The organism is Pseudomonas sp., assembly GCF_002796985.1.
Taxonomy (GTDB): domain Bacteria; phylum Pseudomonadota; class Gammaproteobacteria; order Pseudomonadales; family Pseudomonadaceae; genus Pseudomonas.
Genome location: NZ_PEKX01000009.1, coordinates 282,462 through 294,964, shown reverse-complemented (window position 1 = coordinate 294,964; position 12,503 = coordinate 282,462). Strand labels below are relative to the sequence as shown.

Annotated in this window: 10 protein-coding genes; 1 reads left to right on the top strand and 9 read right to left on the bottom strand. The window is 65.3% G+C overall.

What is annotated here, in order from left to right; translation table 11 throughout:
* From CTR55_RS15725 to CTR55_RS15700, 6 genes are all read right to left on the bottom strand, one after another.
* Positions 1-1,335 (bottom strand): malonyl-CoA decarboxylase, encoded by a 1,335-nt coding sequence (locus tag CTR55_RS15725; RefSeq protein WP_296287533.1) that lies wholly within the window; start codon positions 1,333-1,335, stop codon positions 1-3.
* Between the two features lie 31 nt (positions 1,336-1,366).
* Positions 1,367-2,824: an amidase gene (locus tag CTR55_RS15720; protein ID WP_296287531.1), complete on the bottom strand. Its 1,458-nt coding sequence runs from the start codon at positions 2,822-2,824 to the stop codon at positions 1,367-1,369.
* 202 nt (positions 2,825-3,026) lie between these two features.
* A complete protein-coding gene (locus tag CTR55_RS15715; protein WP_296287529.1) occupies positions 3,027-4,076 on the bottom strand; it encodes an extracellular solute-binding protein in 1,050 nt (349 codons plus the stop codon).
* Between the two features lie 21 nt (positions 4,077-4,097).
* The gene (locus tag CTR55_RS15710) at positions 4,098-4,904 is read right to left on the bottom strand and encodes an ABC transporter permease (protein WP_296287995.1); all 807 of its coding nucleotides are present in this window, start codon (positions 4,902-4,904) and stop codon (positions 4,098-4,100) included.
* Positions 4,904-5,830 carry an ABC transporter permease gene (locus tag CTR55_RS15705; RefSeq protein WP_296287527.1) on the bottom strand — a complete coding sequence of 309 codons (927 nt, stop codon included), beginning with the start codon at positions 5,828-5,830 and terminating at the stop codon, positions 4,904-4,906. The genes CTR55_RS15710 and CTR55_RS15705 overlap by 1 nt, the downstream gene beginning before the upstream one ends.
* A gap of 12 nt (positions 5,831-5,842) precedes the next feature.
* The gene (locus tag CTR55_RS15700; protein ID WP_296287525.1) at positions 5,843-6,961 is read right to left on the bottom strand and encodes an ABC transporter ATP-binding protein; all 1,119 of its coding nucleotides are present in this window, start codon (positions 6,959-6,961) and stop codon (positions 5,843-5,845) included.
* Between the two features lie 250 nt (positions 6,962-7,211).
* On the opposite strand from CTR55_RS15700, the gene CTR55_RS15695 reads away from it, so the two are divergent.
* Complete coding sequence (locus CTR55_RS15695) at positions 7,212-8,123, top strand: LysR substrate-binding domain-containing protein (protein ID WP_296287524.1); 912 nt, start codon at positions 7,212-7,214, stop codon at positions 8,121-8,123.
* 139 nt (positions 8,124-8,262) lie between these two features.
* On the opposite strand, the gene CTR55_RS15690 is transcribed toward CTR55_RS15695, so the two are convergent.
* From CTR55_RS15690 to rho, 3 genes are all read right to left on the bottom strand, one after another.
* Positions 8,263-9,231, bottom strand: a complete 969-nt coding sequence (locus CTR55_RS15690) for a CDP-6-deoxy-delta-3,4-glucoseen reductase (RefSeq protein WP_296287522.1) — start codon at positions 9,229-9,231, stop codon at positions 8,263-8,265.
* Positions 9,232-9,354: 123 nt separating this feature from the next.
* Positions 9,355-10,821: a 4-hydroxy-3-polyprenylbenzoate decarboxylase gene (gene ubiD, locus CTR55_RS15685; RefSeq protein WP_296287520.1), complete on the bottom strand. Its 1,467-nt coding sequence runs from the start codon at positions 10,819-10,821 to the stop codon at positions 9,355-9,357.
* Between the two features lie 221 nt (positions 10,822-11,042).
* On the bottom strand, positions 11,043-12,305 hold the full coding sequence (rho, locus tag CTR55_RS15680; protein WP_015475046.1) for a transcription termination factor Rho: 1,263 nt from the start codon (positions 12,303-12,305) through the stop codon (positions 11,043-11,045).
* Positions 12,306-12,503: the final 198 nt, after the last annotated feature.

Sequence of the window (12,503 nt, the reverse complement as noted above, 5' to 3'; positions counted from 1 at the left end):
CTAGCGTTTTGTTTTCGCCGACAGACTGGCCAGCTTGCGCACCTCGGGTGAGGCGGTGACCGAGCCCTGGTTGGCGTAGGCTTCGTGGTTCTTTTCGATCTGGCGCAGTTCGTAACGGTAATTGACCATCAGCCCGGCGGCCTGGCGCAGGCTGCCGGTGGAGAGGTCGCCGCGCCAGTTCAGGCGTTCCAGGCGGGCGCCGTTGCCCAGGTGGAAGCGCGCCACCGGGTCCAGCGGCAGGCCGGCGCCATTCTTCGCATGCAGGAAGTACTCGGCGGCCAGCGCCAGCATCGGCTGCTCCGTGCGGGGCGGTGGCGCGGTGTCAGGCTTGAGTGCCTTGAGCAGGTCGGCGGCGGCGGCGCCCAGTTGCGGGTCGTCGCCCAGGCTGTCGAGCCAGCGGCGGAAGCCGGGCACCGGCGACAGGGTGACGAACTGGCGCAGGCCGGGAATCTCCCGCGCCAGCTCCTCCACCACCTGCTTGATCAGGAAGTTGCCGAAGGAGATGCCGCGCAGACCGTCCTGGCAGTTGCTGATGGAATAGAACACGGCGGTGTCGGGCTCTTCCGCGGGCTGCGGCTCCGGCTTTGCTTCCAGGCCTGTGACTTCCAAAATCTGCGCGATAGCGCCGGGCATGGAGCGGGTCAGCGCCACCTCGACGAAGATCAGCGGCTCGTCGGCCAGGGCCGGGTGGAAGAAGGCAAAGCAGCGGCGGTCGGCCGGCTGCAGGCGGCTGCGCAGGTCGTCCCAGTCCTTGATGGCGTGGACGGCCTCGTACTGGATGATCTTTTCCAGAATCGACGCCGGCGTCGACCAGTCGATGCGCCGCAGCACCAGGAAGCCGCGGTTGAACCAGGACGCCAGCAGGTGCTGCAGGTCGTGGTCCACCGCCGCCAGTTCCGGGCGGGCTTTCAGCTCCTGCAGCAGCAGGCGGCGCATGGCGATCAGCTCCGCCGTGCCGCCGGGCGCCTGGTTGAGGCGGCGGAACAGTTCCTGGCGCGGCGGCTCACTGGCCTGGAACAGCGCCGTGGTGTTGGCCGACGACGGCTCATCGAGGTAGCGCTGGCAGGCTTGCGCCAGCGCCTCGAAGGGCGGGGCGAAGTCCTTCAGCAGGATGTCGAAGAAAGCTTTCTGCTGCTCCTCGGGGCAATCGCGATAGGCACACAGAACCTGCTGCGCCAGGGCCACGCCCGAGGCCTCGCCGTGGCTGGAGATCAGCCTGTGGCAAGCCTGCGCCAGCGCCTGGGCATTGCCCGGCGCCGGCTCGCGCGATTCCAGCAATTGCCGGCCGCGCTCGGTGATGCTTTGCAGCAGTTCCTGGAAGAAACTGATGTTCATGCGTCCCCCTCAGCTTGTGGGTATTTCTCGTTCAATCCCCCGCCAGCATGGGCGGCGGGCAGCGCTGGTACCAGCGCGAAGCCTGCTCGTAGGCGTGGGCCAGTTGCAGCACGGCCATGTCGGCCTGGTGCCTGCCGATGATCTGCAGGCCCATGGGCAGGCCCTGCTCATTGAAGCCCACCGGCACGTTGGCCGCCGGGCAACCGGACAGGGTGGCCGGGATCACCACCTCCATCCAGCGGTGGTAGGTGTCCATGCTCTTGCCGGCGATCTCCTTCGGCCAGTCCCAGCGCTTGTCGAACGGGAACACCTGGGCGCTGGGCAACAGCAGGTAATCGTAGCGCTCGAACAGCTGGCTGATGGCGCGGTACCAGTCGCTGCGCGCGACAGAAGCGCGGAAGACATCCATGGCCGAGAGCTTCAGGCCGTTCTCCACCTCCCAGATGGCCTCGGGCTTGAGCAGCTCGCGCTTGACCGGGTCCGCGTAGGCCGGGCCCAGGGAACCGGCGACCATCCAGTGGCGCAGGGTACGCCAGGTGTCCCAGAGGCGCTCGGCAGAGAAGCCCATAGCGGTGTCTTCGACGTGGCAGCCGATGGCTTCGAAGTCGGCGAAGGACTGGCGGCACAGATCCAGCACACCTTTTTCCATGGGCAAATGGCCACCCAGATCGCCCAACCACCCCAGGCGCGCGCCCTTGAAGTCGCGTTCCAGCGAGCCGGCGAACTGCTCGCCACTCTCAGCGATGGACAGTGGCGCGCGGGCATCGCCGCCGGCCTGCACCGACAGCAGCAACGCCACGTCGCGCACGCTGCGACCCATCGGACCTTCGTAGCCGAGCTGATCGATGAACAGGTCGGCGCTGTCGTCGAAGGGCACGCGCCCCTGGGACGGGCGCAAGCCAATGATGTTGTTGAAGGCCGCCGGGTTGCGCAGCGAGCCCATCATGTCGCTGCCGTCGGCCACCGGGACCATCTGCAGCGCCAGGGCCGCCGCCGCGCCACCGCTGCTGCCGCCGGCGGTGCGCTCGGGCGCGTAGGCGCAACCGGTGGCACCGAAGATCGGGTTGTAGCTGTGCGAGCCGAGGCCGAATTCGGGAGTGTTGGTCTTGCCGATGATGATCGCGCCGGCCGCCTTGATGCGCTCGACCATGATGCCATCGCGCTCGGGCAGGTAGTCGCGGAACAGCGGCGAACCGAGGGTGGTACGGATGCCTTTGGTCAGCGACAGGTCCTTCACCGCGTGGGGCAGGCCATGCATCCAGCCACGGTACTCGCCACGGGCCAGTTCGGCGTCGCGCTGGCCGGCTTCGGCCAGCAGGATTTCCTCCGGCTGCTGGCTGACGATGGCGTTGACCGCCGGGTTGTAGCGCTCGATCTGGTCGAGGTACGCCTGCATCACTTCACGGCAGGAAACATCACGCAGGCGAATGCGCTGGGCCAGTTCGTGGGCCTGGAGCTGGACGAGTTCGTTGTGTTTATTCTGGCTCATGGAACGAGGCCTTTTTTCATCAGGGCTTTCCCTCTATGCACAGCATGGGCGGGAAGCTTCGGTCAGGTTCAGCGGCCCCCCTTCTCGGTACTGGAGCGCGCGGGGCTTTCATCGATCAGTGCGTTCGCCGGGCCGCACGCTGCCAACACGCCCACGAAGGTGGACGCGAGCAGCGTCGGTCAGTGGCTTTCCCGCTCGGGGATCAACGCATCAGGTTGGTCCAGATACGGTCGGCCAGGCGGATCGCGCCTTCGCCGCAGGTCTTGCTGAACACCACCTTGGTGCCCTCGGGGATGTGCAGCTCCGGCGCATCCTTCAGGCTGGCGTCGAGGAAGGGTTCAACACCCTTGATCGGGCTCTGGTGCTTGAGGAAGTTCTGGGTCATCGCCGAGTTCTCCGGCTGACTGAGGAAGGCGATGAACTTCTTCGCGTTCTCCGGGTGCTTGGCACCGGCCGGGATCACCAGGTTGTCCACCCAGGCCATCACGCCCTCTTTCGGGTAGAGGTACTTCAGGCTGGATTTCATCTCACGCGCGCGCATCGACGAGCCGCCCCAGAACATCGACATGTCGACTTCGCCCGAGGCCAGGTTCTCGCGGATCGAGCCGGCCTTGGAGCTGTAGGTTTTCACGAACGGCTTCTGGGTCTTCAGCAGGGTCAGCACCTGTTGCATCTGCTTGGGGTCCTCGCTGCACAGCGGGATGCCCAGGTAGAGGCTGGCGGTGTCGATCACTTCGCTCGCCGAGTCGAACATGTTGATCTTGCCCTGCAGCTCTGCCGGCGGGGTGAACAGCACCGAGTAGCTGTCGGCCGGGCCGCTGTACTTGGCGCTGTCCAGCACCACGCTGGTGGTGCCCCAGATGAAGGGCACGGCGTAGGCGCCTTCCGGGTCCCAGGTGGGCTTCTTCAGGTTGTCTTCGACGTTGGCGTAGTACGGCTGGCTGGCCGGGTCGAAGCGCTCCAGCAGCTTCTCCTGGATCAGGATCGGCACGAACTGGTGCGAAGGAATCGCCACGTCGTAGCCAGTGCCGCCCTGCTTGAGCTTGGCCAGCAGGGTTTCGTTCGAGTCGTAGGAATCCACGGTCACCTTGATGCCGGTTTCCTTCTCGAACTTCGCCAGGATCTGCGGCGTGAAATAGCCACTCCAGCTCACCACGTTCAGTTGTTCGGCGGCGTGCGCGCCATTCATGTAAACAGCAGCGGCCACGCCCAGCGTCAGCGAGGCCCGAACAGCAGCGATCAGTTTGCTCATCTTCTACTCCGGTAGGTGGGCTCAGGCCTTCTTCTTGCCGAGCAGGTAGGACAGGGTTACGAACAGCACGGAAACGCCGAGGATCAGGGTCGACACCGCGTTCACATCGGGCGTCACGCCCATGCGCAGCAGGCCGAAGATGAAGATCGGCAAGGTGGTGGTGCCGGCCTGGGAGACCATCATCGAAATCACGAAGTTATCCAGCGAGACGATGAAGGCCAGCATCAGCCCGGAGACAATCCCCGGCATCAGCAGCGGCAAGGTCACCTTGCGGAAGGTCCGCCAGGGGCCGGCGTAGAGGTCGGCGGCGGCCTGCTCCAGGGACAGGTCCATGTCGTTCAGGCGGGCACGGATCGGCAGGTAGGCAAACGGGATGCAGAACACCGTGTGGGCGATGATCAGGTTGCCGTAGCCCAGCGACAGGCCGAGGGTGGAGAACAGCGCCAGGGTGGCGACGCCGACGACGATCTCGGGCAGCACCAGCGGCAGCATGATCGCCCCCATGGACAGGCGCAGGCCCTTGAACTTGGCACCGCGCGAGGTGCCCAGCGCGGCCAGGGTGGCAATCGCGGTGGCGATCACGCTGGCGCACACGGCGATCAGCAGGCTGTTGCCGGCGGCCTGGCGCAGCGCCTGGTTGGCAAACGCGGCGCGGTACCAGTCGAGGCTGAAGCCGGTCCACACGGTGGCGGACTGGTTGGCGTTGAACGAGAGCACCACCAGCACCACGATGGGCGCGTAGAGGTACAGGTAGAACAGCAAGCTCAGGGCGCCGAAGCCACGGAAGTCCTGAACACCCAAGCGACGTTTGCTCAGCAGCGACAGCATCATTCACCTCCCCGGGCGATACGCAGGCGTTCGGCGCGCATCGCGTAGAACATCAGCACCAGCATCACGGCTCCCATCAGCACCAGCGACAGCGCCGCGCCGAAGGGCCAGTTCCGCGAGTCGCTGAACTGCCGGAAGATCAGGTTGCCGAGCATCATCTTGGTGCCGCCGCCGAGCAGCTCAGGGGCGATCATCGCGCCCAGGCAGGGCACGAAGGTGAGGATGGCGCCGGCCAGGATGCCCGGACGAGCGATCGGCAGGACCACCTTGCGCAGGGTACGAATGCGCCCGGCATAGAGGTCCTGGGCGGCTTCGAGCAGGCGCATGTCCATCTTCTCGAGGGTCGCGTAGATCGGCAGCACGACGAAGGGCGCGTAGGTGTAGACCAGGCCCAGCAGCACGGCGCCGTCGGTGTACAGCAGGTTCAGCGGCTGGTGGATGATGCCGAGGCTCATCAGCGTGCCGTTGACCACGCCGGTGCCGCGCAGCAGCAGGATCCAGGCGTAGGTGCGGATCAGCAGGTTGGCCCAGAACGGCACGGTGATCAGGAAGATCAGCAGGCCGCGGCGGTGCGCCGGCTGCATCGCCAGCCACACCGCCACCGGGAAGCCCACCAGCAGGGTGATGACGGTGGTTGCCGCGGCGATGCCGATGGAGCGCAAGGCAATCATCATGTAGGAGTCGGCGAAGGCCAGGCTGTCGTCGAGCTGGCGCTCGAACAGCAGCGAGACGTAGGCGTCGACGCTGAAGTGCGGATTCACCCCGCCATAGGGGTTGGCCTGCATCAGCGAATAGCCGACCACGATGAAGATCGGCACGATCAGGAACAACCCGATGGAGAGCAGCGCGGGCGATACGCCGAGGAAGCTGCGCAGCGCCTGGCGCCGCTCCAGCGAATTGCCGGCGGTTGTGGATAACCGGTTCATGCTCACCTCTGCTCAGTCCACCAGGACGCTGGCGCTGCCTTTTTCGAACAGCAGCCCGGCGCGTTGCCCGGCTGCCAGACGCCCACGCCGGCCGGCGCTGTTGGGCGCGCGGACAGTCAGGCGGGTGCCGTCGGCGAGGCTGACCTGGTACTGCAGGTCGGTGCCCAGGTAGATCTGCTGGACGACGGTGCAGGGCGTGGCGTTCGGCGTGTCATCGGCCACCAGTTGCAGGCGCTCGGGGCGGATCGACAGGGTGACTTCGGCGCCGGCTTTCAGGCCTTCGCGGGGTTCTGCCTCGATCAGGCGATCCCCAGCAATACGGTATTGCGCGCGGTCGCCAACGAAGTTCTCCACTCGCGCCGGGAGGAAGTTGGTCTCGCCGATGAAGTCGGCAACGAAGCGGTTGCGCGGGCGTTCGTAGATATCGTCTGGCCGCCCGACCTGCTGCACTTCGCCCTCGGAAAGCACGGCGATGCGGTCGGACATGGTCAGCGCTTCTTCCTGGTCATGGGTGACGAAGATGAAGGTGATGCCGGTCTTGGACTGGATCGCCTTGAGCTCTTCGCGCATGGCCTGGCGCAGCTTGAGGTCGAGCGCCGACAGCGGCTCGTCGAGCAGCAGCACCTTGGGGTGCGGCGCCAGCGCGCGGGCCAGGGCGACGCGTTGTTGCTGGCCGCCAGACAGCTGGGTCGGCTTGCGCTGGGCGAAGCGTTCCATCTGCACCAGGGCAAGCATTTCGCGAACACGCTCGGCGACCTGCGCCTTGCTCATGCGCTGGCCCATCGGGTGGGACTCCAGGCCGAAGGCCAAGTTCTCGGCGATGGTCATGTGCGGGAACAGCGCGTAGTGCTGGAACACAGTGTTCACCGGGCGCTCGAAGGGCGGCCGGTCGGCGATGTTCTCGCCGTACAGCTGGATGTCCCCGGCGGTGGGGAATTCGAAGCCGGCGATCATCCGCAGCAGGGTGGTCTTGCCGCAGCCCGAGGGGCCGAGCAGGGTGAAGAATTCGTTGTCGCGGATGTCCAGGTCGACGCATTTCAGCGCGACGGGACCGCTGGCGGGGTCGCCGTAGACCTTGCGCACGGAGCGGATGGAAACCGCCGCCGTCTGCAGGCTGTGCAGGGCACTCATGTGAAACCTCCGTACCTTCCCTTCCGCCACCAGAAGGCGGTCGGGGGATCTTGTAGTTGTTCTGGCAGGACTAGAGACGCTGGGTGGCAGTGCTGGCCTTGGGTCTGGCCCAAGTTGTGGTGTTGTTGGAGCGGATAGTCGAAGAAAGGTGGTTGAGCGGAAAGCTCAATTTTCTTACAGTCGATATTAAAAAAATTAACAGCTAAAAATCTAACAGCTCGGTACACGAGCGCACACTACGAGGCATCCCATGTCGATCCAGCGCCTTCCGCCGCTCAATGCCGTCCGCGCCTTCGAGGCCGCCGCCCGGCTGGGCAGCTATGTCGCCGCCTCGAAAGACCTGCATGTGACGCAGCCGGCCATCGGCCGTCACGTGAAGCTGCTGGAAGACTGGCTGGGCGTGCAGCTGTTCGAGCGCACTCCGCGCGGTGTGAGCCTGACGCCGGCCGGGCAGCGCTATTACGCGAAGATATCCACCGCCCTGCAGCAGATCGCCGATGCCGGCCACGAACTGGCCCCCGGCGGCACCGCGCGCTGGCTGAAGATCATGGCGGTGCCGGCCTTTGCCAAGCGCTGGCTGATGCCGCGCCTGGAAACCCTGCGCCAGCAACGCCCCGGCCTGAAGGTGGCGGTGGAGCCCAACCCGACTTTCACCGAAGTGGACGGTAAAAGCGCCGATCTGGGGATTGTTTACGGGCTGCCCGGCGTCTACCCGCAGTGCCACAGCACCCTGGTGCGGCCCGCCGTTTTCCCGGTGTGCTCACCCGCCTACCTCGAACAACACGGCCCGCTGAACAACGTGCAGGAGCTGGCGCAGCACAAGTTGATCCACGTCGACGACGGCGAATGGTGGAACCTCTGGCTGTCCACCATCGGCCTCGACCTGCGGGTGAACTCCGACGTGCTCTACATCAGCAACGACCACGCGCTGGCCATGGCCGAAGCCGGCCACGGTATCGCCCTGGCCAACCTGGTGCTGGTGAAGCACCAGCTGGCTGCCGGCACGCTGGTGCGACCGCTGGCCGAGGAAGTGCCGCTGGAGAGCTACCAGCTGCTGCTGCCCACCGGCGCGGTGAGCGCCGACGTGGCCTGGTTCGAGGACTGGATTCGGGCGGAGTTGCAGGAGGAGTTTTCTCCCCTCGTATCGCCGGTAACCGAATAGGCAGACGAAGCGCCGCTGGCGGGCCGACCCTGTAGGAGCGAGCTTGCTCGCGAACCCGGCCCCGGACCAGGGTTTGTTCGCGAGCAAGAACTAGGCGTCCCCCTCGGTCCTACGAAAAGCATTCTTCATTCGGCTTGACTCAGCCGCGCGGGGCGTAAGCGAACACATCCGCGCGCATCTGATGCGGGTCCATGCCCGCCGCCACCAGCGCATCCAGGGTGCCGTAGACCATCGCCGGCGAGCCGCTGGCGTAGACGCGCAGGCCGGACAGCTCGGCGAAGTCCTCGCACACCGCCTCATGCAGCAGGCCGCAGCGCCCCTGCCAGCCACACAGGTCGCTGACGATCTTGTGCAGGTGCAGGTTGGGCACGCTTTCCCACTGCTCCCAGTGCGGCAGCTCGTAGAAGTCTTCCGGGCGACGAACGCCCCAGTACAGGTGCACGGGGTGGGCGAAACCGGTGGCGCGGCAGAATTCGATCAGGCTGTGCATTTGCGCCATGCCGGTGCCGGCGGCGATCAGTACCAGCGGGCCGTCCGGCAGATCAGCCAGGTGCGCGTCGCCGAAAGGCATCTGCACGCGGGCGAAACGGTCGCGCTGCAGCTGCGTCAGCAGGTCGATGGCGCTGTTCTCGCGGGCCAGGATGTGCAGTTCCAGGTCTCGACCTCCCTGCGGCGCAGAGGCTAGCGAGAAGGCCGCCGGGTCGCTGCCCTCACGCTCGATCAGCAGGTACTGCCCGGCGTGATAGCGCGGCGGCTTGCCGGCCGGCGCACGCAGGCGCACGCGCCAGACATCGCCGCCCACTGGCTCGCACAGCGTCAGCTGGCAAGACAGCTTGCGCACCGGCAGCTCGCCGGGGGCCAGCACGCCGTCCCAATGCAGCACGCAGTCTTCCAGTGGCTCGGCCAGGCAGGTGAAGAGTTCACCCTGGTCGCGCACCTCGCCGTTCTGGCGCACGCGGCCTTCCACCAGCAGCGCCGCGCAGATATGGCAATTGCCGTTGCGGCAGCTCTGCGGGCACTCATAGCCCAGACGCCGCGCACCGTCGAGGATACGTTCGCCGGGCCGCAGCTCGAGCTGGGCGCCGGAGGGTTGCAAGGTCACTTTCAAGCGCTGTTCTCGTTCTTTGTTATTCGTAGGACCGAGGGGGACACCTGGTCCTTGCTCGCGAACAGGGCCCCGCAGCGGGGTTTGGTTCGCGAGCAAGCTCGCTCCTACAGGTCACGCTGGACATCAGTCGATGCCCAGGCTCGCCCAGATTTCGTCGACACGGCGGGTGATGGCCGGGTCCTTCTCGATCACCCGACCCCACTCGCGGCTGGTCTCGCCCGGCCACTTGTGGGTGGCGTCCAGGCCCATCTTCGAGCCCAGGCCGGAGATCGGCGAGGCGAAGTCCAGGTAGTCGATCGGGGTGTTGTCGATCATCACCGTGTCGCGCTTGGGGTCCATGCGCGTGGTGATGGCCCAGATCACGTCGTTCCAGTCGCGGGCGTTGATGTCGTCGTCGGTGACGATAACGAACTTGGTGTACATGAACTGTCGCAGGAACGACCAGACACCCAGCATCACGCGCTTGGCGTGGCCGGGGTACTGCTTCTTCATGGTCACCACCGCCATGCGGTAGGAGCAGCCTTCGGGCGGCAGGTAGAAGTCGGTGATCTCGGGGAACTGCTTCTGCAGGATCGGCACGAAGACTTCGTTCAGCGCCACGCCGAGGATCGCCGGCTCATCCGGCGGGCGGCCGGTGTAGGTGCTGTGGTAGATCGGTTTCTGCCGGCGGGTGATGCGCTCGACGGTGAACACCGGGAAGCGGTCCACCTCGTTGTAGTAACCGGTGTGGTCGCCGTAGGGGCCTTCATCGGCCAGCTCGCCGGGGTGGATCACCCCTTCGAGGACGATCTCGGCGCTGGCCGGCACCTGCAGGTCGTTGCCGATGCACTTGACCAGCTCGGTCTTGTGCCCGCGCAGCAGGCCGGCGAAGGCGTATTCGGAGAGGCTGTCCGGCACCGGGGTCACGGCGCCGAGGATGGTCGCCGGGTCCGCACCGAGGGCCACGGCCACTGGATAAGGCTGGCCGGGGTGCTTCTGGCACCACTCGCGGAAGTCCAGCGCGCCGCCACGGTGGCTGAGCCAGCGCATGATGACCTTGTTGCGGCCGATCACCTGCTGGCGGTAGATGCCCAGGTTCTGCCGTTCCTTGTTCGGCCCGCGGGTGACAGTCAGGCCCCAGGTAATCAGCGGCGCGACGTCGCCGGGCCAGCAGGTCTGCACCGGCAGCTTCGACAGGTCGACGTCGTCGCCCTCCTCGATCACTTCCTGGCACGGCGCGTCCCGCAGGACCTTGGGCGCCATGTTGATGACCTTCTTGAAGATCGGCAGCTTCGACCAGGCGTCCTTCAACCCCTTGGGCGGCTCGGGCTCCTTGAGGAAGGCCAGCAGCTTGCCGATCTCGCGCAGCTCGGAGACGTCCTCGGCGCCCATGCCCAAGGCCACGCGCTCGGGCGTGCCGAACAGGTTACCGAGTACGGGAATGTCATAGCCGGTGGGCTTTTCGAACAGCAGGGCCGGGCCCTTGGCGCGCAGGGTGCGGTCGCACACCTCGGTCATTTCCAGCACCGGGGATACCGGCGCCTGGATGCGCTTGAGCTGTCCGCGCTGCTCCAGGGCAGCGATGAACTCGCGCAGGTCGCGATACTGCATGAGGGTCTCGATGGCGGCAGGATGATGCGACAGTCTACCGCCTATCAGCGCCTTGCAGAAACACGAAGGCCGGGTTTCCCCGGCCTTGTGGCATTGCATAAGCGTGCAGAGTCGCTGACAAATCTGAGCGAAGCGGTTCTGGCTAGACGCCTGGCCTCAGACAGTACTTTGTGTACGGCAGAGGCCAGGCAACAACGCCAGAACAGATTTGCCGGCGACTCTTACTTGCTGCGCTTCATCGAATCGAAGAACTCGTCGTTCGTCTTGGTCTGGCGCAGCTTGTCGAGGAGGAATTCCACGGCGGCGATCTCGTCCATCGGGTGGAGGATCTTGCGCAGGATCCACATGCGCTGCAGCTCTTCCTCACCGGTGAGCAGCTCTTCGCGACGGGTGCCGGAGCGGTTGATGTTGATCGCCGGGAACACGCGTTTTTCCGAGATGCGACGGTCGAGGATGAGTTCCGAGTTACCGGTACCCTTGAATTCCTCGTAGATCACTTCGTCCATCTTCGAGCCGGTTTCGATCAGCGCGGTAGCGAGGATGGTCAGCGAACCGCCTTCCTCGATGTTGCGCGCGGCACCGAAGAAGCGCTTGGGCTTTTCCAGGGCGTGGGCGTCGACACCACCGGTGAGCACCTTGCCGGAGCTGGGGATCACGGTGTTGTAGGCACGCGCCAGACGGGTGATGGAGTCCAGCAGGATGATCACGTCCTTCTTGTGCTCGACCAGGCGCTTGGCCTTCTCGATCACCATCTCGGCGACCTGCACGTGACGGGTCGGCGGCTCGTCGAAGGTGGAGGCGACCACTTCGCCGCGCACGGTGCGCTGCATCTCGGTTACTTCTTCCGGGCGCTCGTCGATCAGCAGGACGATCAGGTGGCACTCGGGGTTGTTGCGGGTGATGTTCGACGCGATGTTCTGCAGCATGATGGTCTTGCCCGCTTTCGGCGGGGCGACGATCAGGCCGCGCTGGCCCTTGCCGATCGGCGAGCAGAGGTCGATGACACGGCCGGTCAGGTCCTCGGTGGAGCCGTTGCCGGCTTCCATGGTCAGGCGCTTGGTCGGGAACAGCGGCGTCAGGTTCTCGAAGAGAATCTTGTTCTTCGCGTTCTCGGGGCGATCGAAGTTGATCGAGTCGACTTTCAGCAGGGCGAAATAACGCTCGCCTTCCTTCGGCGGACGAATCTTGCCGATGATGGTGTCGCCCGTGCGCAGGTTGAAGCGCCGGATCTGGCTGGGCGAGACGTAGATGTCGTCCGGGCCGGCCAGGTACGAGGAATCGGCGGAGCGCAGGAAGCCGAAGCCATCCTGGAGAATCTCCAGCACGCCGTCACCGGAGATTTCCTCGCCGCTTTTCGCGTGCTTCTTCAGCAGCGCGAAGATGATGTCCTGCTTGCGCGAACGGGCCATGTTTTCCAGGCCCATGGCATCGGACATTTCCAGCAATTCGGCAATCGGCTTTTGCTTGAGTTCGGTCAGATTCATAGAAGGGACGTAAATACGCTGAAAGGGGGAAAGGGAACAAGCGTGATGCTTGAAGAGCCGCGCCGTAGATGACGGACAGGATCGCTTGGAATTCGAATAGGAAGTGCGTCGGCGACGGCTTGCAGGGGACAACGCAATAAACGTTGTGCGCCCGAATTTAACACCCGAGTTTCGGAGCGTCTAGGGGCAATAACGAAA